This is a genomic window from Acinetobacter sp. RF15B, assembly GCF_007558235.1.
Taxonomy (GTDB): Bacteria; Pseudomonadota; Gammaproteobacteria; order Pseudomonadales; family Moraxellaceae; genus Acinetobacter; species Acinetobacter lwoffii_C.
This window is the reverse complement of record NZ_VLSR01000004.1, coordinates 1-21939: the sequence shown is the minus strand read 5'-3', so window position 1 is coordinate 21939 and position 21939 is coordinate 1. Positions and strand designations below refer to the sequence as shown.

The following is a 21939-nucleotide window of genomic DNA, read 5'->3' as shown; positions in this document are numbered from 1 at the left end:
ACTCCGTGGTGTATTTTGGATTGGTTTAAATGATAATCATTATCAAATTGGTCTGTCAACGGAATATTGAATAATTTATAAAAAGCTCTAATTTGCTTACAATCTGTAAAACTTTCATGGTTCATCATATTATGTCTAAACCTACCATTCATGTCGCAATTGCAATCTTGTTTTATCAAAATCAGATCCTGGTTGGCTGGCGTGAAGCCGAGCAACATCAGGGGAACAAGTCTGAATTTCCAGGCGGTAAAGTAGAGCAAGGTGAATCACCGCTTGAGGCATGTCGACGTGAGGTTCTTGAAGAGGTGGGAATTGATCTAGATGTCTGGCATGCATTTGATTTTATTTTGCATGAATATGAAGATGTCATTGTCAATTTACATATTTTCCATAGCTCGGTGTCATCTGAACAGTTGGCGCACATCAAAGCACCTTGGGGCTGGTATCGTCGTGAACAGCTCAGCCAGCTGAATTTTCCTAAAGCCAATCAGGCCATGATTCAAAAGCTGCAATGGCCACAGAGAATAAAAATTTCTGACAACCTGAATGTTTTAAATCATCTTGAGGCCAATCAAATGCTGTATTGGCGGGTAGAGGCCAGTCCTGAGCGAGTAATGCAACTGCAACAACTGCCGATTGAGCAGCTATCTAAATTGATCGTTAATCAGGCTATGTGGGAGCAATTGAATGAATTACAGCAGCACACCATTCGCAGCATTCATTTAAAACAGTCGCAATTAATGGCCTTGCAAAAAGGGGAGCTTCACTGTGGTTACCGCTATATTGCTGCCTGTCATGACTTGAAGGCATTAATCCAGGCGCAGCAGATTGGCTGTGAGGCGGCTTTACTCAGTCCAGTGCTGGCCACAGCGACACATCCCGATACCCCTGCACTCGGCTGGGAACAGTTCAAGGAGATGGCAGAACAGGTACAAATTCCGGTATTTGCCCTTGGCGGGATGAAAGCGGAAGATCTGAGCTATGCACAAGCTCAACATGCTTATGGCATTGCCGGAATTCGCCATATATAACACATTCACATACAGCGTTCAGTAGTTGACAAGGCAGGCCCTAATATTTGCTGAGGGCCTGGCGGGCTTGCTGAATGGCTGTGCTATTTTTCTGCTGTTGAGCCGCTTTCAGGCGAACTTGCCAGAGCTGCTTTTTCATGGCCTTGGACTGGGCATAACTCAGACCACGCAAAGCAAAAGCATCGGCGCGGGCGGGCTGGTTGGTGCGGTTGGCAATCATTCCCAGATAGAGATAGGTTTCAGGCGCTTGAGGTGCCAGACGCTGGGCTTGCAATACAGTGGTTTCAGCCTGAGCAAACTGCTGCTTGCTATACGCTTGCTGGGTTTGTTGCATCAGCTTTTTAAAGGCAGGCAGATTGCGGCCATCATTAAATTTTTGTGCCTGTGGTTTCTGCTCAGGAAGGATAATCTTCTGACGTTTAATTTCCGGGCGGTCATAAGGACGAATCACCACACCATCCGGTGTGGCAACTTTCGGCTGCTCCTGTGCCGGCTTAGGCGGGGTAAGAGGCTGCTCCGGTTCGGAAATGGTCTGGCAGCCCACCAGACCGAGAATGAGCAGACCAGGAATGACTTTATCTAACATGATGACAGGCTCAATTATTGACTATAACTTCCACTCGAGATAATACGGGTTTCGCTAGACAGATCACGTTCTATTTCTGTTTCAGTTTCTTGTATATAGCGGCTGATTTCATCCATTTCTTCAGTTTCAGCAGGTTCTGAGTCAATGGTATAAGGTTCAGTGGCATAGTGCGATATACCACACGCCGTAGCCTGATTCGGTATGGCATGGCTGGAGATTGGAATATACATGGCACCTTCACAACCTTGTGCAGATAACTGTCCTGTATAGCGGTCTAGCCAGTGCCATTGAATCTCATTCGGTTGTGCCAGATTAACCGGTTTTTGACGCAGCTGCTTCATCACATTGGTCCAAACCGGTAGGGCACCTGAAGAACCGGTTAAACCGGTTGTCTTGTTATCATCTAAGCCCAACCAGACCACAGCCATATAGTTACCGGAATACCCTGCAAACCAGGAGTCACGTGTGTCGTTGGTGGTTCCCGATTTTCCGGCCAGATTCAGGCTACGTGGCAGGCTGTTATAGGCTGCACGGCCAGTCCCGCTATTCATAACCTGCTGCAAGCCATAATTCAGCGCATAGGCCGATGCCGGATTAATCGTCGGCTGTACATCCAGGCTATAGCGATCCAGAGATTTGCCATTGGCATCCACCACTGAACGAATCGCTTTGACCGGATATTTAAATCCGCCAGTCGCGAAGTTGCTATAAATGTTCATCACTTCCATCGGTGACAGATCGACCGCACCTAAAAAGATGGATGGATAAGACGGAATATCCGAGCTCACACCAAATTTTTTCAGATGATTGATAAAGGAGGATAGACCGAATTCTTGTCCTAAACGTACTGTAGACAGGTTATAGGATTGAGACAGGGCTTGTACCATCGGCACCACACCATATTCACGCCCACTATAGTTTTTAGGAGTCCAGGCTTTGCCATCACTTTGGATACTGAGCTGGCTATCCTCAATCGGGCTGGCCCAGTGATAGCGGTTAGACTCCAGAGCAGTGAGATAAATAACCGGTTTCAATAAAGAACCGACCTGACGCTTGGCATCCAGCGCACGGTTAAAGCCGGTAAAATCCTGAGTAGACCCGACAGCTGCGACCAGCTCACCATTTTCAGGATGTGCCACCAAAACAGCGCCCTGTAAATCTTTCAGGCGACGCGGATTAGATTTACTTAAACTGCTTACTGTATTTTTGAAACTCTCCTGAATGCGCGTTTGTGCCAGTGGATCAAGTGTCGTGAAAATCCGCAGGCCCTGATTGGTCAGATCGGCTTCCTGATAATCTGTACGTAGCTGACGACGTATAATGTCCAGAAAATCCGGGAAGCGCGCCGGACCTAAGGTCGGCTTGGCAATCACATTCAGCGGACGTGCCGTTTCAGTTTCATACTGTTCCTGAGTCAGATAACCCATGACCTGCATATTGTTCAAGACAATATCACGACGCTTTTTAGCAGCTTCTGGATTACGCCACGGGTTATATAAACTCGGGCCCTGGACCAGACCGACCAGAAATGCTTGCTGGGAGATATTTAATTCACGTAGAGGAAGGCCAAAATAGAACTGTGAGGCCAGACCGTAACCATTAATAGAATAACTACCGTTTTGGCCCAGATTTACTTCATTTAAATAGGCTTCCAGAATTTCATCTTTACTGTAGTGCAACTCAATCAGCATGGCCATAAAGGCTTCATTCACCTTACGCTTTAAGGTGCGTTCAGGGGTGAGATAGAAGTTCTTGACCAGTTGCTGGGTCAGGGTTGAACCCCCCTGACGTTTACCCCCGGTAATATTGCTGACCACCGCACGGGCAATACCACGCGGCGACACCCCATGATGATGGTAGAAGTTACGGTCTTCTGTGGCAATGAGTGCTTCAATCAGCGGTTTAGGAACCTTATTAAGCTTAATCAGAACCCGGTCTTCATTATGCTGCGGATAAATACCACCGATTAATAAAGGTTCTAAACGGGCAATTCCCGAGCTGGAAGGCTTGGTTGCACTGACATCACTGATCTGTTCGCCATTGAAGCTGACTTTTAGGACTTGTTCCGGTTCAACCCGGTCACCAAAATCAAAGCCACGGGTATGTACATATAAGATATTCCCCGTACTGACAAAGCTGCCCGATTTGGCATAGCTGTCAGAGTTTTTATAACCTAATAGTTTTAATTCTTGCTGTACGTCCTGCTGGCTGACTGGCGCATTGACATAAACTTCCATCGGGCGTGCAAATACTTTGGCCGGAATATCCCAGCGCTGGCCTTCAAACTTGTCACGTACTATATTATCTAGACGAATCAAATAGATACTAAAAGCAACGAAGGCGGAAATGACGAGAATGGAGAAGAGTAAGGCGAGCAGACCCAGGCCACGTTCAGACTTCATAAATAATGATAAGATCCTGTGAAATTGTGCTAATCATGCGAAGCTTTTCATTATTTTGCAATAATTATTCAAGTATTGTGATTAAAATTAAAATCTAAAACCACAATTTCTCCTTAATTGGAGACTGTTGACACTTTATACATGCAGTGTGCTGTAACTAAAACCGAGCACACCAGGCATGAAATGAGAGAAATAACGAGACTTGCCAGGTTTTATAACGAAAGCCGAGAGCGTCTTCGCTATGGCCTTTCAGGACAAATCTATTTTTTGCTGCTATCTCGTTTATGGGGTCATGCCTTTAAAATGGCTAAATCTTTGAACTCAGGACTGATATCAGCTAAAAAATCTTGCGCGATATCTCTCTTAAGGTTGCACAGTTAGATGAAGTGTCAACGGATCTTAAATATATATCAAAGAAACGAAGACATAATCAGCCTGCTTTATAAATTGTCAACCGGGTATGGCTTAATGTTATGATAGCGAAGATTCGTAATGGAGCGACGATACTGGTGCAAATTTCCCATAAGACATTTCGAAATATCGGGTTAATAGGACGTCCTGATAAATCATCTGTGGTTGAAACCTTATGTCTTATCCATGATCATCTACTGAACCTCGGTCTGCATCCGGTATTTGATGCTGACACTGCTGAGCTGGTGCCTTATCAGAATACGCAAACGGTTAGCCGGGCCTTACTGGGTGAAGTGGTCGATCTGGTGATTGTGGTAGGCGGTGATGGTTCACTGCTGCATGCAGCACGTGCACTGGTCAAGTACAATACCCCGGTCATCGGAGTAAACCGTGGACGTTTGGGTTTTCTCACTGATATCAAGCCTACAGAAGTGATCTTTAAGCTGGATCAGGTGTTAAAAGGGGATTTTCAGACCGAACGCCGTTTTCTGCTAGAAGTGGAAATCCGCTCCAAAGGCGAAATTATTTACGATGCCATTGCCCTGAATGATATTGTTTTACACTCGGGTAAGTCGGTACATATGATCGATTTTGAGCTGAATATTGATGGACAGTATGTCTACCGTCAGCACAGTGATGGCTTGATCGTAGCGACTCCAACCGGCTCAACTGCTTATGCCTTGTCTGGTGGTGGACCCATTTTGAATCCAAGTATGGATGCCATTGTGTTAGTGCCCATGCATCCACATACTTTATCTTCCCGACCGATTGTGGTGGGGGGGCATAGCGAAGTGAAATTACTAATTCGTGAAAATCGCGTACTGCCGATGGTAAGTGCGGATGGACAACACAGCGTGTCTTTGAATATTGACGATAGCGTCCATATTCGTAAGCATCCATTTAAACTGAATCTTCTGCATCCACCAGGTTATGACTTCTATAATGCGTGTCGAACCAAACTGGGCTGGAACCAGGACTTTGATTATTTTAAGCAGGATTAAACATGAATATTGAACAAATGCTTGCCGTACTCAATCCTGAAATTGTTGAGCGCCTGAGAACAGCAATTGAGATTGGAAAATGGCCAAATGGTGTGGCATTAACCGAAGAACAGCGCCAGACCTGTATGCAAGCCGTCTATGCCTGGGAAATTAAGCATCTGCCGGAAACTGAACGTAGTGGCTATATTGACCGCGGGACCAAAGAGGAAGGTGAGCAATGTGATGATGATCATCACAAAAATGAACCAGAATTCAAGCCGATCCGTTTTGTATAATCTGGCCCGACATTTTAAAGAAGTGTTGAAAACTAAAAAAGCATTGTGAACATCACAATGCTTTTTTCATGGGCGCAGAAATCCAGACTTAACTTTCCATGCAAGATGTTGACCGGCTGCCCATCTTCAAACTGGCTAATCTCATCAGCTAATTCAAAGTTCAGATGATTGTCATAATAATTCAGCTCTTCCTGCTCCAGGTCGTCTGTATCCAGAAATGGACGGGCACTGCCTTACAGCTTATGCAGGAGCTGCTCGGCATCAGGCTAGAGTATCAAAATTTTGCTGCCTGTAAGCAGCCGCAATTTCGGCCAGAGGATACTGAATAAAAAAATGCTGATTGTTTCGTCAAGATGATTGGAATTTATCAGGGTGTGCTGAAGGGGAAGCCGTACCTGATGTTCTTTGCTCGTTAGAGTATTCATGAGAAGGTCATAAACAGGATCTTCAACTCACAATTTATTTTGAGCTGAATAATGGGGCGGCCGAAAGATCAACTTACCGGCGAACCTGCTGCTGTTTCTATACGTTGGCATCACACTTTATGTCAGCCGGTTCAGATTACAGCAGAGGCTTAGCATACGAGCCGATTCGCCGTTAAATTAAGGAAAAACTTTATAGTGGATGGCGCTGCGCCCACAGAGTTTTCGCTTGCTGCATAGCGGCCGCATAACTATCACATACACCCATGGTATAGAGCGCAATCCCCATGGTTTCAGTCACCGCCATTTCCCCATAGTCATGTTGCTGCCTGCCTTCCCAAACTGCTTTGAAAACCTCCAGATCCAGCTCTTCCTCAGTTGGACTGCGGTTATCAGTCAATTTGGGCAATTCATGCTCGTAAAGTTCGCCATTTTTAATCCCGCAGATTAAAGTTCTGGCATCCGGATTGCGTTCGAACTCGCCCCCTTCACCTTTAATGACTGCACTGTTCTGATAGCCCAGTTTAAATGCAGCCTGTTGATGTGAACTGCGATAAGCCGGGTGGAAAATGGCCTGTAAAGTGGCTTTGGCGTTAAAGGGATTAATCAGGCGTGCCAAAGTATGAATCGGGGAGCGTAGGCCCATAATATTACGTAATGTGATTAAATCGGCCAGAATTGGTGAAATAGCTTCGAGGGGAAGATAAGCAAAATGCTGTTGCTGAAGCTGTTGCTCCACGTCCTGATCATCCTGACAGATTGGATAGCCTAAGTAAGTCAGGACTTGCTCAGTATAGATCCGGTTCATTGTATGCCCGGAAGCACCATGCATGACTATCTTGTAGCCATGTTTGGCCAAAGTTAAGGCAGACAGAATAAACCACGGATAATGCTTGCGCTTACCTGCATAAGAGGACCAGTCCAGATCAACTTCCAGGGCTTTAAAATGAAGCTGATCACGAGTGGCCTTTACAAATCCGGCCAGCTCATCTACCGATTCTTCTTTGACCCGAAGCAACATTAAGAAGGCTCCCAGTTGAACATCCAGTACTTCATCTTTCAAAATCATGCTAAAAGCCTGATAGGCTTCTTCATAACTTAAAGAGCGTGCGCCATTTTTTCCTTTCCCAATAATCCGTACAAACTGGGCAAAAGGATGTTCAAAATCTTTATAAATATTTCTTTTGCTATTCATAACTTACTCGGCATGCCCTGAAAAATGATCATTAAGATAAAGAATATGTCAACTCATCTAGAGATGGATTTCAGTATACGATAAACCGGAATATATAGTTCACTATCGACTAAGGTCTAATTGGGTCTCGCCCAAAAAGTGACCAAATGTGTATTTACCTCTACACATTCAGGCTAATTATTCGGTAAAATTTAACCAATCCTTAGAGTGTGTTTAATTTTTCTTAATCTCTTTCTCCCGTTCTCATACTTTCGTCGGATGCTAAGCATCAGATGAGAGCATTGGCGTTTCACAATTGTGAAACGCTATTTTGACTGAATGAATATTTGGTTGAATTTCACTCTTTTGCCAGAGGGGGCAGGTCGTGCGCTTAAAAAAGTGCATTTTTTTGTTTGTTTTTATTGAAACATCGTTCAAGTAGATTTGTTATGGCGAAACAACCAATTTATAAATCACTTTATTTCCAAGTGATTGTAGCCATTATCGCAGGTATTTTGGTAGGACATTTTTCACCAAGTGGTACACAAATCATCAATGGCGTAGAACAGTATGTTCCGGGCCTGGGTGAGCAGCTAAAACCTTTAGGTGATGCATTTATTCGTTTGATCAAAATGATCATTGCACCCGTGATTTTCTGTACGGTCGTGAGTGGTATCGCGGGTATGGAAAGTATGAAGTCAGTCGGTAGAACCGGTGGGGTTGCTTTACTTTACTTTGAAATCGTATCGACCATTGCACTGGTTATCGGTCTGCTGGTGATTAATATTGCCAAGCCGGGTGTGGGCATGAACGTTGATCCTGCCTCACTTGATAGCAGTGGGATTAGTAAATATGTAGCCTCAGGTGAGTCGCAGTCTACCATCGACTTCCTGATGAATATTATTCCAAATACAGTCGTGGGTGCATTTGCAGAAGGCGAAATTTTACAGGTTCTGTTATTTGCCATCATGTTCGGTTTTGCATTGCATAAGCTGGGCACCCAAGGCAAGCCAGTTCTGAAATTCATTGATCAGATCTCGCATGTATTCTTTAACATCGTGAATATGGTGATGAAGCTTGCTCCAATTGGTGCTTTCGGTGCGATGGCCTTTACCATCGGTAAATACGGCATCAGTTCACTGGCGCAGCTGGCACAGCTGATTATCTGCTTCTATATTACCTGTCTCCTGTTTATCTTTATTATTCTAGGTACGATTGCACGTATTGGCGGCTTTAGCATCATGAAAATGATCCGTCTGATCCGTGAAGAGCTGCTCATTGTTCTGGGAACGTCATCTTCAGAATCGGTGCTGCCACGTATGCTGAAAAAACTTGAGCTGGCAGGTGCAGAAAAATCTGTGGTGGGTCTGGTTATTCCAACAGGTTATTCGTTTAACCTGGACGGGACCTCAATCTACCTGACCATGGCGGCAATCTTCATTGCGCAAGCGACCAATACCCAGCTGGATCTTTCACATCAGATCACTTTGCTGCTGGTACTCTTGATTTCATCAAAAGGTGCAGCAGGGGTCACAGGTTCCGGCTTTATTGTTATGGCTGCAACGCTGTCTGCGGTAGGTCATATCCCAGTTGCCGGTCTGGCCTTAATCCTCGGTATTGACCGCTTTATGTCTGAAGCACGTGCCTTGACCAACCTGGTGGGTAACTCTCTGGCAACTTTAATGGTTGCAAAATGGGTGGGCCAGCTGGATAAAGAAAAACTGGATTGGGCGCTGGCAAATCCGGCTGAAATTGATAAACAAATGCTACAGGACGGCCCACAAGCAAATTAATGCGCTGTCTGGATAGAAAAGGAAGCTACGGCTTCCTTTTTTTTATGGGAAAAACTTATTGACTCAGGAGTTTGGGAAAAAGTCAGCTTCAGCACATGACAGTGGCTTTAAAAATAGCTAGTCTGTGCTCGGGATATAATGATAAACGCCATAAGGATAAAAGAATGCTGGCCTATGATGCTGACCTGGAATTATTTCGCGATAACTTTAAACGTTTTATGAATGAACATGTTGCTCCGCATTATGCGCAATGGGAGCGCGAAGGCATGATACCGCGTTCTGTCTGGCATGCGATGGGCGAAAATGGTTTCCTGTGCGTAGATGTGCCGGAAGAGTATGGCGGTTATGGAGTGCCGACGCATTATTCCCTGATGCTGATCGAAGAGTCTGCACGGGCAGGCTATAGCGCAATTTCCACTGGGTTATCGTGTCATTCAGATATTGCTGCGCCTTATATTCTGCATATTGGATCAGAAGAACAGAAAAAATACTGGTTACCTAAAATGGTGACGGGTGAAGTGGTGGGTGCCATTGGGATGACCGAACCGGGTGCCGGCTCAGACTTGCAAGCCATACGCACGCATGCGATTTTGCAAGATGATCATTATTTATTAAATGGTTCCAAAACCTTTATTTCAAACGGGCAACATGCAGATCTGGTGGTGCTGGCGGTAAAAACCGACCCGCAGGCACGTGCGAAAGGAGTTTCACTGCTATTAGTCGATACCCATCTGGAGGGCTTTAAAAAAGGCACCAATCTGGAAAAAATTGGTTTGCACTCTCAGGATACTTCAGAGCTGTTCTTTGATCAGGTCAAAGTGCCCAAAGATCAGTTGCTGGGCCAGCCAGGTCAGGGTTTTGCCTATTTAATGCAGGAATTGCCACGTGAACGTACTGCCATTGCAGCAACTGCCTTGGGTGCAATACGCGGTTCTATTGATGTCACCACACAATATGTCAAAGAGCGTCAGGCTTTTGGTCAGGCTCTTGCCCAGTTCCAGAATACCCGTTTTGTGCTGGCTCAGGCCAAAATTGATGAGCTGGCAACTGCTGCATTCTATAATCAGAATGTCGAGCTTTATATACAGGGCAAACTGGATGTTGAAACCGCAGCAGCCTTAAAAAGCTTCTCGACCGATATGCAGATGAAAGTGGCTGATAATCTGCTTCAGTTGTTCGGTGGTTATGGCTATATGACGGAATATCCAATTTCCCGTTTCTTTGTGGATGCGCGTATTCAGCGAATCTATGGGGGGACCAATGAAATTATGAAGGAAATTGTGGCACGAGGTCTGCTGGGACGGTGAGTTTCAAGTGAAAAAAGAGTTCGACACGAACTCTTTTTTTATAGGGGAAATATTTAAAAATTCAAGGGGAAAACAGGATGTGAAAATCTGGAAAGTATCAATATATTATTGTTTTAAGATTTAAGTACATTCAGGCATTCGTGAATAAAAATGGGCAAGTCGTTGGGAACCCGTGATGAAATCAGCTGATTATTATCGTTGACCAGTTCGGCATCATAATAAGTTGCTCCTGCATACTGTACGCGCAGTGCATGGGCACGAATACTGGTGATCATCCGGTTTTTTAATACATCGGCTTCACTGAGTAATAATGAAGCATCGCACAGACTAAAAATGGTTTTTCTGGCCTGATTAAAAGCCTGAATAAAATGCAGCACCCGAACATCATGGGCCAGTGCAAGTGGAGACTCACCCCCGGGAATGAGTAAGGCATCAAAATCATCAATACTGATCTGTTCAATACTACGGTCAATAGTGACGGCTAGACCACCATGCAAGCCATAAACCACCTTGCCTGCACGTAGTTCAATATTACAGATACTATGCTGGGCTGCGCGTAAGGCTTCCACAGGTTCCAGATATTCCTGATCATCAAAATTGTTCGTCACCAGTACAGCTATTCTTTTTGGCATGATAAACACCCCAATCCTCGTTTCAAATCAGACTAGCGACTTAAGGTTAAAAAAACGTCTCTGCTTTGTAAGCGATCAGTATTTTACTGTAAAAAAGTTAAGCTAAATCAAGCAAAAATGGGTAAATACCTTGATGAGCATGTGCTTAATATTGTGAACAGTCCAGCAAGTCACTGGGGCAGGAATGGGTGAGGTGAGTTTGCTTTATTTTTAATTTTCTTATGCTTAAAAAAGTTATCAAGATTCAGAAATAGTGATATTTCATCTTGCTTAAAATCAGTTAAGATGGGCAGACCAAATTTACAATTTAATAATGTAAATGCGGTGAAAAGGCTGCCATGAGTGTTACCAGATATGACGAAAACCGATAAGCGGTTAAAAACAAATGACTGTTTTTAAAACTTAATCCAATAAAGTTATATTGCGTAACATTTGCAGCTGACTATTGTTATACTGGAACAGATAAGGTTTATGAAGGGCGATATAATAATGATCAACGACGATCAAGACACCACGACTTCTCTAGATTTGGCTAACATTCGTGAAGATATCGATTCTGTTGATCAGCAAATCCAGCAATTGATTAACCGCCGTGCACGTTTGGCTGAAGCAGTAGCGAAAGCAAAGTTCGCTTTGGAAGAGAATCCACTGTTTTACCGTCCGGAACGTGAAGCGCAGGTATTGCGTAATGTTATGGAGCGTAACGAAGGTCCATTGTCAGATACCACCATGGCACGCCTGTTCCGTGAAATTATGTCAGCCTGTCTAGCCCTTGAAGCGCCACAAAGTATTGCCTTTTTGGGGCCGGTAGGAACATATACGCACTCGGCAGTACTTAAACATTTTGGACATGATGCGGTGGTGCGTCCATTGCCGACCATTGATGAAGTTTTCCGTGAAGTGGAAGCGGGAGGTGCCCATTATGGTCTGGTACCAGTTGAAAACTCGTCTGAAGGTGTAGTGAACCATACGCTGGATTGCTTTAAAACATCGAACCTGAATGTGATTGGCGAAGTGGAACTGCCAATCCATCATCAATTCCTGATTTCTGAAAATACCCGTAAAGATAGCATCAAGCAGATTTATGCCCATCAGCAGACTTTGGCGCAATGTCGTAAGTGGCTGGATGCGCATTATCCCGGTGTAGAGCGTGTGGCTTTAAGCTCAAATGCCGAAGCAGCACGCCGTATTCGCAATGAATGGCATTCGGCTGCAATTGCGTCCGAGATTGCGGCAAATATTTATGGCCTTGAAATCATGCATGGCAATATTGAGGACAACCCGGAAAATACCACACGTTTCCTGGTAATTGGCCGTGAAAAAGTACCGCAAAGTGGTAATGATAAAACCTCATTACTGGTGTCTGCTCATGACCGTGCAGGTGCATTGCTGGAAATTCTGACTCCGTTTGCCAAGCACAATATCAGCCTGACCAGTATTGAAACCCGTCCGGCACTTCCGGAAAAATGGGCCTATGTGTTCTTTATTGATCTGGAAGGACATATTGAACAGGAAAATGTCAAAGCGGCAATTGCAGAAATTCGCCCACTAGTTAAAGAAGTTCGGGTATTAGGTTCATATCCTCAAGCTGTACTTTAAGTCAACCATTTGTGGCCAGTGCGAGGGTATTGGTCACTGTTTCATCTGTAAATCGGAATTCAAAAATGTCATTTGTCCCAGCCAATGAAGGCATCTCTAAATTAAAGCCATATCAACCAGGCAAGCCAATCAGTGAGCTTGAGCGTGAATTGGGTATCACCGACATCGTGAAACTGGCTTCTAATGAAAACCCGTTGGGTTGTTCAGATAAAGTCAAAGAAGCTGTCGCTGCTGAAATTGCTGAAATTGGCCGTTATCCGGATGGTGGCGGTTTTATTTTAAAAGACCAGATCAAGGCACAGTTTGGTTTTAATCATGACCAGATCACTTTAGGTAATGGTTCAAATGACCTGTTAGAAATTTTTGCCCGAGCTTTTGTCTCTGAACAAGATTCTGTGGTGTATAGCCAGCATGCATTTGCTGTCTATGCCCTGGTGACCCAGGCGATTAATGCAGAAGCGATTGAAGTCCCGGCAAAAGGTTTTTCGCACGATCTTGATGCGATGGCTGCGGCTATTAAAGACAATACCAAGCTGATCTTTATCGCAAACCCGAATAACCCGACAGGCACCTGGTTTGAAGAAGCTGAATTTGAAAGCTTTATGCAAAAAGTGCCTGCCAAGGTCATCGTCGTGCTTGATGAAGCTTATGTGGAATATTTCCCGGAAAACTTCAATAGTCTGAAATTCCTGAAACAGTATCCAAACCTGATCGTGAGTCGTACTTTATCTAAGTGCTATGGCTTGGCTGCACTGCGGGTAGGTTTTGCTCTGGCTTCTGCTGAAGTAACGGATTATCTGAACCGTATTCGTCAGCCATTTAACGTTAACCATTTAGCGATGGTCGCTGCTGTTGCGGCCCTGAAAGACGAAGCGTTTATTGAAAAATCTCGTGAAGCGAACAAAGCGGGCATGGCTCAGCTTGAAGCAGGTTTTCAGGCTTTAGGTCTGAACTACGTACCTTCACGCGCCAACTTTATTCTGGTTGATATACAGGCTGATCCGGCACAAATATTCAATAGCCTGTTGAAAGAGGGTGTGATTGTACGCCCAGTAGGGATTCAAAATCATTTGCGTGTATCGATTGGAACCGAAGCAGAAAATGCCAAATTCCTGAGCGCACTTGCCAAAGTACTCGGCTTAGAGGCTAAAGCTTAAACCATGTCGCAGCCACTGTTTGAAAAAGTTGCATTTATCGGGTTTGGACTGATTGGTTCAAGCCTGGCGCGGGTCATTCGTGCCGAGCATTTGGCGAATGACATCGTGGCTTCGACACGCTCACAAAAAACCCTAGAAGATGCCAAAGTACTGGGGCTGATTTCTGCGGGTTATACTGATCCGGTACAGGCAGTTCAAGGTGCAGATCTGGTTGTTTTGGCCTTGCCAGTTCGTGCTACGCAAAAGGTACTGGAAACCATTCAGCCTCATCTGGCTGAAAATGTCATCATTACAGATGTTGGCAGTACTAAAGCCAATGTAGTCGCTGCTGCCAAGGCGGTATATGGTGAGCAGCTTCCAGCCGGTTTTGTGCCAGGGCATCCTATTGCAGGTGCAGAGCACACCGGTGTACATGCCGGGAAGGTCGATTTATTTGCCAACCACAAGGTCATTTTAACGCCATTGCCGACCAGTGCAGACTGGGCTGTCGATAAAATGATTCAGCTTTGGCAGGCCGCTCATGCGGAAGTTATTTGTATGGATGTGGACAAGCATGACGAAGTGCTGGCTCATACCAGTCATTTGCCGCATTTAATGGCCTTTAACTTGGTCGAACAGCTGGCCAAGCGTGAAGACAATTTAGACATTTTTCGTTATGCTGCGGGAGGCTTTCGGGATTTTTCGCGGATTGCCGCCAGTGACCCACAGATGTGGCATGACATCTTTTTTGCCAATAAAAAAGCGATACTCAACGCCGTGGATGGCTTTGAGGCACAGCTCGCCATTATTCGTAAACTGATTGAAGAGGAAGACTCCCAGACATTAATGGGTTTGTTGGGACATGCTCAGGCAGCGCGCCAGCACTTCAATCATATGCTTGTCAAGAAACCTTTCATGGAGAAAAGTAAAGTGACACAACAATTTACCATTCAGCCGGGTGCCAAAAAATTCCAGGGCAAATTTAGCGTGCCTGGTGACAAATCTGTGTCACACCGTTCTATCATGTTTGGTGCCATTGCAGAAGGTACCACGCATGTGACTGGTTTTCTGGAAGGCGAAGATGCACTGGCAACCTTGCAGGCATTCCGTGATATGGGCGTGAGTATTGAAGGCCCTAAAAATGGTGAAGTGACCATTCATGGGGTGGGCATGCACGGTCTGAAAGCACCGCAGTCTGCAATCTACATGGGGAACTCGGGTACTTCGATGCGTCTTCTTTCGGGGATACTGGCTGCACAAAAATTCGATTCAGTCATGACCGGTGATGCATCGCTGTCTAAACGTCCGATGGAGCGTATTGCCAATCCTTTACGTGAAATGGGCGCCCAGATTCAAACCACAGGTGAACGCGGTACGCCGCCGGTATCGATCACCGGAAACCAAAACCTGAAAGGCATCCAGTATGACTTGCCAATGGCATCGGCACAGGTGAAATCCGGCATTTTGCTGGCAGGTCTGTGGGCAGAGGGTGAAACCGCAGTCACAGAGCCTGAACCAACGCGCGACCATACCGAGCGTATGCTGCGTGCTTTTGGTTATGAAGTAAAAACCGAAGCTAACCGTATTTCCCTACAAGGTGGCGGAAAGCTTGTCGGTACGGATATTCAAGTACCTTCCGATATTTCCTCTGCGGCTTTCTTTATGGTGGGTGCTGCTATTACTGAAAATGCGGATATTACTCTTGAAGCAGTGGGAGTTAACCCGACACGTACCGGAATCATTGAAATTCTGAAACAGATGGGTGCGGACATCACTGTTGAGAATGAACGTATCGCAGGCGGTGAACCGATTGCGGATATTCGTATTCGTGGTACACGTACCTTAAAAGGAATTCATATTCCGGAAGATCAAGTGCCTCTGGCGATTGATGAATTCCCTGCGCTATTCATCGCTGCAGCTTGTGCTGAAGGCCGCACTATCCTGACGGGTGCTGCTGAGCTACGGGTAAAAGAATCAGACCGTATCCAGGTCATGGCTGATGGTTTGCAAACAATGGGGATTGACTGTACGCCAACAGAAGATGGCATCATTATCGAAGGTAAAGGCAAGTCAGGCGACTGGTCAGCTATCTTTGAAGGCGGGGAAATTGAATCACATCATGACCATCGCATTGCCATGAGCTTCTCGATTGCAGGTCTGCGTAATTCGGGTGTGATCAAGATTATTGGGACTGAAACGGTGGCAACCAGCTTCCCGACCTTTACTCAATTAACTGCTCAAGCAGGTCTGACGATTGACGTAACAGAATAATTTCTGAATTTGTGTAAAACAGCCAAGCTTTTGCTTGGCTGTTTTATTTATATTGGCTTATGCTAAACCCATACAAGAAAAAAGCCATTTGGAAGTAGTGATGCGAATATTAAAATTTATGGCCCATGCTCAAGGTCAGCAGCAATTACAGGATCATCATAAAACTCAGCAATACATCGCGCAATTGCTTGCTAGTGAACTGGGTAAATATGGTTTTCAGACCTTGCCACAAAGTGGAGGGCAGGTTGCGGTTGCGGTTGAAGATCATGAACTGCCGCTTTCTGTCAGCTGTGAGACCCAGGACAGTGAAGGACACTTTATTTGTGAGATTGCATCCTATCCTGATGAGGAACAGGACTGGCTAGAGCGTATTGCCGAGCGGAGCTTGATGAATCAGCTGGCGCAGGCTGTAGAAGCTTCATTAAAAGAACAGGAAGGCTTTAGTGGTTTTGAATGGAAAGACTAATCGAGAAGCCGGATCATAAAATGCTGGAAAGATATAAAAAACCTCATCTGATATGAGGTTTTTTAAAATTAGCCTAAAGTCAGAAAACGGGCCATAGCGATCCGCAATTGTTTGAGATAGCCGGTAAAGAAATGGTTTGCTCCGGGTAAAACCGTCACTAGATGACGTTGTGGTTTGGCCCATGCCATCATGTCGGATAATAGGGTAATATCATCCGCTTCGCCATGAATGAATAAAATATCTCCTTTAATATGCGGAGTTTCATAGTGACGAATACCTGCAACAGTTGCAGTGGGTAAGCCGCATAAAATGGTTTGACTTGGCTGTAGCTCTACAGGCAGTGCAGCATAGCTTTTCGCAATAACATGGGCACCGAAGCTAAAACCGCCTGCATAAAAGGGTAGGCCAGTGTGCTGCTCACGTGCGTACCGGATAATTTCCAATACATCATCCGTTTCGCCATAGCCATCGTCATGCAGACCTTCACTTTGACCAGAGCCACGGAAACTTGGACGATAAACTACACAGCCGCGTTCCAGATACATTTGTGTTAACAGAACTGGAACTTTGTGCTGTGGAGTACCACCTTGCAATGGATGAGGGTGGCAAACAACCGCGAATCCTTTCACTTCACCTTGAGGATAATCCACAAAAACTTCAAGTTGTCCCACAGGACCCTGAAGGAAAATTTGCTCGGACATGGGAGAATCGATTCATTACAGGAGTGTGGCTTATTTTAACGATTGTGGTCAGTAAAAACATGCATTGGAATTAAAATAAGTTGGCTGATATAGTGTGATTAATCACTTTTTAACCAGGTTAACCATGCTTGCACTCATTTCTCCTTCAAAGACCCTCGATTATGCTTCAAATTTACCGACAGATTCTTTTACCATACCAAGATTGCTTGAGCATTCACAAGAGCTTGTCGACCTTAGTCGTAAGTTATCTGCTTCAGAAATCGCCACATTAATGAGTGTGAGTGAAAAAATTGCCCAGTTAAATGTAGAGCGTTTTCGTGACTGGCAGCCCGATTTTAACTTGTCGAATGCCCGACAGGCGATTTTTGCCTTTAAAGGCGATGTCTACACCGGCCTGGATGCTTATAATCTGAGTGATGCCGAGCTTGCTCATGCCCAGATACATTTACGCATGTTGTCCGGGTTATATGGCCTGTTACGCCCCCTAGATTTAATGATGCCTTATCGTCTTGAAATGGGAACCAAACTGGCAAACACACGCGGTCATAACCTGTATGACTTCTGGGGCAGTATCATTACTGATCAGATTAATGCTGATCTGGCAGCGGCCAATTCAGAGTTATTGGTCAATATTGCTTCAGATGAGTATTACAAGTCCGTCAAGGAAAGCCAGATTCAGGCACACATCATTAAGCCGGTATTTCTAGATCAGAAAAATGGAAAATATAAGATCATTAGTTTTTATGCTAAAAAAGCCCGTGGTCTCATGGCTCGTTTTATTCTGGAAAATAAAATTGAACGGATTGAAGAGCTTAAAGCTTTTAATAGTGAAGGTTATTATTTTGATGCGGACAGTTCTTTAAAAGGCGAATTGGTCTTTAAACGTGATGAACAATTAGATCGCTAATTTCAGAATCGGCTCACTCTACTTTAACGGTATTTGTATCAAGTGGAGTGAGCTTAAGTTAAATAAATAGCTGATTTATAGGAAGCTGTTAAATATCGTTAGATCAAACAGTGCCAAGAACAATATCCTTAATACTGTATAAATATTATTAATATAGGAAATTATGTACTGTATTTGAAGGATTTTTTTGGAGACTCAATACAGATAAAATGAATAGGGTTTTAATGGTTTATATTGGAATGGATTTTACAGGTATTTAAATTCTAAAATATAAATAAATATTTGATCTTCATCATTTTAATATTATTAATGTATGGTATGAAATACGAGAAATAGATAGAAATAACGAACTTAATTAGATAAGTATTCAGTAAAATTTTAATCCAATAATTGAAAGCAGGGTTGCAAAACTCACGCTTTATCGGGTTAAATGTAAACTAAGTCACATATTTGTTAGGTTTTTGTTAGTATTGCTGTGATCGGGTAACAAAGTGGTTACAGAAAATGAAAACTTGCACGATTCCTATTTTTATAATCATTGTCAGTCTACTGAGCTATTATGTGCATCAGCAGGCACAGTTGAAAAAATATACAGAAATCCATCAAATTTTAAAGGAGGTTCAGCATTCACAAAAATTACTGGATTCTAATCGTCATCGGGATTAGATCGGAATTTTTCATTCATTATTAAAACAATAAAGTTAAACTAATTAAAAATAAATAAATAATAAATAAGACAAAATTAAGAAAAGACTTAAGCTGGATAGTTTGAATTTTAATAAATTATAAAATCAAAGAAGTAATAAGAAATCAATGTGTTATAATCTGAAAAATATAAATTTGGGTCGGCTTTTAGCTTTTTAAATGTCTGATCCGGATGAGGAAAAAGCTGCATAAAAGTTATGCAGCTTTTTTGTTTAAGTTGTTTTTGGGTGTTTATGGCGCGGTCCTTCTACTGTTGCTGTTGAAATATTTTGATCCGTCAGAGAGTAATGCTGGCATATTTATTGCTCACAGATCTTTAAGATTAATGAGGTATTTAATGAAATCTCATGAATCTGGCGGCATGCTCAAAGCATAAAATTTACTTCATAGGGGCTAGGTCATGGCGACTCCTAATCCATCTTCAGAAAATATGCTGGAACGTTTGTTTAAGCTGAGTGAGAACAAAACCAGTTTCCGTACAGAAGTTCTGGCTGGTGTAACTACATTTTTAACCATGTGTTACATCATTATTGTCAATCCAATGATTTTATCCGAAACCGGGATGGATCATGGGGCTGTCTTTGTTGCAACCTGTCTTGCAGCGGCTATTGGCTGTTTTGTGATGGGTTTAATCGCAAACTATCCGATTGCACTGGCACCGGGTATGGGACTCAATGCCTTCTTTACTTATTCTGTCTGTCTGGGAATGGGAGTGCCTTGGCAAACCGCATTGGGTGCGGTATTTGTCTCGGGGCTGGTCTTTATTGCGATCAGCCTGTTCAAGATTCGAGAGGCAATTGTAAATGCGATTCCAATGTCGCTCAAACTGGCGATTGGTGGGGGTATTGGTCTATTTCTGGCGCTGATTGCCCTCAAGAATGCGGGAATCATTGTTGATAATCCGGCTACTCTGGTCGGTTTGGGAGATTTAAAGCAACCTTCAGTATTGCTGGCTTTATTTGGTTTTCTGATGGTGGTAGTCATGCATCACTTTAAGGTGCGTGGTTCAATTATCATCAGTATTTTGGTATTAACTGCTATTTCTGCTGCAATGGGCTTAAGCGAGTTTAAAGGCGTTGTAGGTGCGGTACCTTCGATTACTCCAACCTTCATGCAAATGGACTTTGAAGGCTTGTTTACCGCAAGCTTGATTGGTGTCATTTTTGTCTTCTTTTTAGTCGACTTGTTTGACTCAACTGGTACGTTGGTTGGCGTTTCTCATCGCGCAGGCCTGCTAAAAGATGGCAAGTTGCCACGTTTGAAAAAAGCATTATTTGCCGACTCGTCCGCCATTGTTGCCGGTGCTGCATTGGGTACATCGTCTACAACCCCTTATATCGAGTCTTCTGCAGGTGTCGCAGCGGGTGGTCGTACCGGCTTAACCGCAGTAATTGTTGGCCTGTTATTTATTGCCTGTCTGTTTTTTGCTCCATTGGCACAATCAGTGCCCGGATTTGCCACTGCACCTGCCTTATTGTTTGTGGGTGTATTGATGATTCAGGGCATCGTACATATTGACTGGAACGATATTACAGAAGCAGTACCAGCATTTTTAACCATTGTATTTATGCCATTTACCTACTCAATTGCAGATGGTATTGCAATGGGTTTTATCAGCTATGCATTGATCAAGCTCCTGACCGGTCAAGCGAAGACCGTACCTTATATGGTATGGATTGTCGCTGTGCTGTGGGCCATTAAATTTGCGATGTTTGGCGGTTAATTTTTCTATATTTGGAAAGGGTGTAAACTCGGTTTGCGCCCTTTTTTATTTTCGGGATTTATGAGGAATCGTGATGAATCATCTTGAGTTGATCCGTGCTTTGCCTAAGGCGGAGCTGCATGTGCATATTGAAGGAACATTTGAACCTGAGCTGATGTTTGCAATTGCGCAACGTAATAAAGTTGCCATTCCATATCAATCGGTTGAGGAAGTTAAACAGGCTTATAATTTCCATAATTTACAATCATTTTTAGATATTTATTATGCAGGCGCAAATGTGCTGATTGATGAGCAGGATTTTTATGATCTGGCTTGGGCATATTTTGAAAAATGTGCAGAAGATCATGTGGTGCATAGCGAAATATTCTTTGATCCGCAAACCCATACTGACCGTGGTATTGCCTTTGCAACGGTAATCAACGGTTTGCAAAAAGCCTGTGAGGATGCAAAAACCAAGCTGGGGATCACCTCACATTTAATCATGTGTTTCTTACGCCATTTAAGTGAAGAGGCTGCATTTGAAACTTTGGAGCAGGCTTTAGCTTATAAAGATCAAATCATTGCTGTAGGGCTGGATTCCAGTGAAGTCGGGCATCCGCCTGCTAAATTTGAACGTGTCTTTGCCAAAGCCCGTGAAGCTGGTTTTCTGGTGGTGGCGCATGCGGGTGAAGAAGGGCCGGCAGAATATGTCTGGGAGGCTTTGGATCTGTTAAAAGTCAACCGTATCGACCATGGGGTGCGTTCAGAAGAAGATCCGGAACTGATGCAGCGCCTGATCGCTGAAAAAATGCCACTAACGGTTTGTCCATTATCCAACCTGAAGCTTTGTGTGGTAGAGAATATGCAGCAGCATAATATCCGTCGTCTATTGCAGCAGGGTGTGCATGTCACTGTCAATTCAGATGATCCATCCTATTTTGGTGGCTATATGAATGATAATTTTATTGCCATTACTGAAGCGCTGGATTTAAGCCAAGAGGAATTGAAACAGTTGGCGATTAATTCTTTTGAAGCTTCATTTATGTCTGAGACTGAAAAGACTCAATGGATTAGTAAGATTCATGCACTCGCCTAAGACCTAAAGCCTGCAAAAGACAGGACATACGCTGTCTTTACTTGCTCAATTAAATGAATTGAACATGAAAGTAAAATTATTGTGGCCAATGATTGCTGCTACCCTGATGAGTTCTGCCTGTAGCGATACCAGTATGGCCCGGAAAGCCCTGAAGCCTGTCATTGAATATCAGTGTGGCCAAGAGCTGAAAAGTTCTAGGGCGTGTCCTCATTTGGCTTTACACCAAATAAACATGCAAGCAATGTAAATCATAGACTGATAATTTCGTGCAAGCTTATCAAATCGGGTAGCAATAGCACGGAAATGTTTTAATCTCGCAAAT

18 protein-coding genes and 1 pseudogene are annotated in these 21939 nt (G+C 44.0%); 13 read left to right on the top strand and 6 right to left on the bottom strand.

The features are described from left to right. Nucleotides 1-131 precede the first annotated feature (131 nt). Entirely contained in the window at nucleotides 132-1031 is a 900-nt protein-coding gene (locus E2K74_RS03855) for a thiamine phosphate synthase (RefSeq protein WP_151205559.1), read from the top strand. Nucleotides 1032-1071: 40 nt separating this feature from the next. Here the strand turns inward: E2K74_RS03855 and E2K74_RS03850 are convergent, their stop codons facing one another. Beyond that, complete coding sequence (locus E2K74_RS03850) at nucleotides 1072-1617, bottom strand: tetratricopeptide repeat protein (RefSeq protein WP_151206394.1); 546 nt, start codon at nucleotides 1615-1617, stop codon at nucleotides 1072-1074. 14 nt (nucleotides 1618-1631) lie between these two features. Continuing rightward, nucleotides 1632-4019 carry a penicillin-binding protein 1B gene (gene mrcB / locus E2K74_RS03845; protein WP_151206393.1) on the bottom strand — a complete coding sequence of 796 codons (2388 nt, stop codon included), beginning with the start codon at nucleotides 4017-4019 and terminating at the stop codon, nucleotides 1632-1634. Nucleotides 4020-4492: 473 nt separating this feature from the next. Here mrcB and E2K74_RS03840 point away from each other — a divergent pair, with 473 nt between their 5' ends. Together E2K74_RS03840 and E2K74_RS03835 are read left to right on the top strand one after the other, a co-directional pair. After that, nucleotides 4493-5431, top strand: a complete 939-nt coding sequence (locus E2K74_RS03840) for an NAD(+) kinase (RefSeq protein WP_151205150.1) — start codon at nucleotides 4493-4495, stop codon at nucleotides 5429-5431. A 2-nt stretch (nucleotides 5432-5433) separates the two neighbouring features. Further along, on the top strand, nucleotides 5434-5706 hold the full coding sequence (locus tag E2K74_RS03835) for a YeaC family protein (RefSeq protein ID WP_151205149.1): 273 nt from the start codon (nucleotides 5434-5436) through the stop codon (nucleotides 5704-5706). A 615-nt stretch (nucleotides 5707-6321) separates the two neighbouring features. Here E2K74_RS03835 and E2K74_RS03830 read toward each other — a convergent pair. Beyond that, nucleotides 6322-7323 carry a glycosyl transferase family protein gene (locus E2K74_RS03830; RefSeq protein ID WP_151206392.1) on the bottom strand — a complete coding sequence of 334 codons (1002 nt, stop codon included), beginning with the start codon at nucleotides 7321-7323 and terminating at the stop codon, nucleotides 6322-6324. A 428-nt stretch (nucleotides 7324-7751) separates the two neighbouring features. Between E2K74_RS03830 and E2K74_RS03825 the strand changes: the two genes are divergently transcribed. Next, nucleotides 7752-9095 carry a dicarboxylate/amino acid:cation symporter gene (locus E2K74_RS03825; RefSeq protein ID WP_151206391.1) on the top strand — a complete coding sequence of 448 codons (1344 nt, stop codon included), beginning with the start codon at nucleotides 7752-7754 and terminating at the stop codon, nucleotides 9093-9095. Between the two features lie 164 nt (nucleotides 9096-9259). Next, entirely contained in the window at nucleotides 9260-10402 is a 1143-nt protein-coding gene (locus tag E2K74_RS03820; RefSeq protein WP_151206390.1) for an acyl-CoA dehydrogenase family protein, read from the top strand. Between the two features lie 113 nt (nucleotides 10403-10515). On the opposite strand, the gene E2K74_RS03815 is transcribed toward E2K74_RS03820, so the two are convergent. Beyond that, complete coding sequence (locus E2K74_RS03815) at nucleotides 10516-11034, bottom strand: DJ-1/PfpI family protein (RefSeq protein WP_151206389.1); 519 nt, start codon at nucleotides 11032-11034, stop codon at nucleotides 10516-10518. 489 nt (nucleotides 11035-11523) lie between these two features. Here E2K74_RS03815 and pheA point away from each other — a divergent pair, with 489 nt between their 5' ends. The 4 genes from pheA to E2K74_RS03795 all read left to right on the top strand — a co-directional run bounded on the left by pheA (nucleotide 11524) and on the right by E2K74_RS03795 (nucleotide 16506). Beyond that, complete coding sequence (pheA, locus tag E2K74_RS03810) at nucleotides 11524-12633, top strand: prephenate dehydratase (RefSeq protein WP_151206388.1); 1110 nt, start codon at nucleotides 11524-11526, stop codon at nucleotides 12631-12633. A gap of 65 nt (nucleotides 12634-12698) precedes the next feature. Next, a complete protein-coding gene (hisC, locus tag E2K74_RS03805; protein ID WP_151206387.1) occupies nucleotides 12699-13790 on the top strand; it encodes a histidinol-phosphate transaminase in 1092 nt (363 codons plus the stop codon). A gap of 3 nt (nucleotides 13791-13793) precedes the next feature. Continuing rightward, nucleotides 13794-16040 (top strand): bifunctional prephenate dehydrogenase/3-phosphoshikimate 1-carboxyvinyltransferase, encoded by a 2247-nt coding sequence (locus E2K74_RS03800; RefSeq protein WP_151206386.1) that lies wholly within the window; start codon nucleotides 13794-13796, stop codon nucleotides 16038-16040. Between the two features lie 100 nt (nucleotides 16041-16140). Next, a complete protein-coding gene (locus tag E2K74_RS03795; protein WP_151206385.1) occupies nucleotides 16141-16506 on the top strand; it encodes a hypothetical protein in 366 nt (121 codons plus the stop codon). Nucleotides 16507-16574: 68 nt separating this feature from the next. Here the strand turns inward: E2K74_RS03795 and E2K74_RS03790 are convergent, their stop codons facing one another. Then, nucleotides 16575-17207, bottom strand: a complete 633-nt coding sequence (locus tag E2K74_RS03790; protein ID WP_151204465.1) for an alpha/beta hydrolase — start codon at nucleotides 17205-17207, stop codon at nucleotides 16575-16577. Nucleotides 17208-17331: 124 nt separating this feature from the next. On the opposite strand from E2K74_RS03790, the gene yaaA reads away from it, so the two are divergent. The 4 genes from yaaA to E2K74_RS14635 all read left to right on the top strand — a co-directional run bounded on the left by yaaA (nucleotide 17332) and on the right by E2K74_RS14635 (nucleotide 21864). Beyond that, nucleotides 17332-18114: a peroxide stress protein YaaA gene (gene yaaA / locus E2K74_RS03785; protein WP_151206384.1), complete on the top strand. Its 783-nt coding sequence runs from the start codon at nucleotides 17332-17334 to the stop codon at nucleotides 18112-18114. A 1105-nt stretch (nucleotides 18115-19219) separates the two neighbouring features. Continuing rightward, entirely contained in the window at nucleotides 19220-20542 is a 1323-nt protein-coding gene (locus E2K74_RS03780) for an NCS2 family permease (RefSeq protein WP_151206383.1), read from the top strand. A gap of 73 nt (nucleotides 20543-20615) precedes the next feature. Further along, nucleotides 20616-21617 (top strand): adenosine deaminase, encoded by a 1002-nt coding sequence (locus E2K74_RS03775; protein WP_151206382.1) that lies wholly within the window; start codon nucleotides 20616-20618, stop codon nucleotides 21615-21617. 64 nt (nucleotides 21618-21681) lie between these two features. Continuing rightward, entirely contained in the window at nucleotides 21682-21864 is a 183-nt protein-coding gene (locus E2K74_RS14635) for a hypothetical protein (RefSeq protein ID WP_162536299.1), read from the top strand. On the opposite strand, the pseudogene E2K74_RS03770 reads toward E2K74_RS14635, so the two are convergent. Further along, nucleotides 21825-21939: pseudogene (locus E2K74_RS03770) on the bottom strand (IS5/IS1182 family transposase); the annotation flags it as partial. The gene E2K74_RS14635 and the pseudogene E2K74_RS03770 overlap by 40 nt on opposite strands.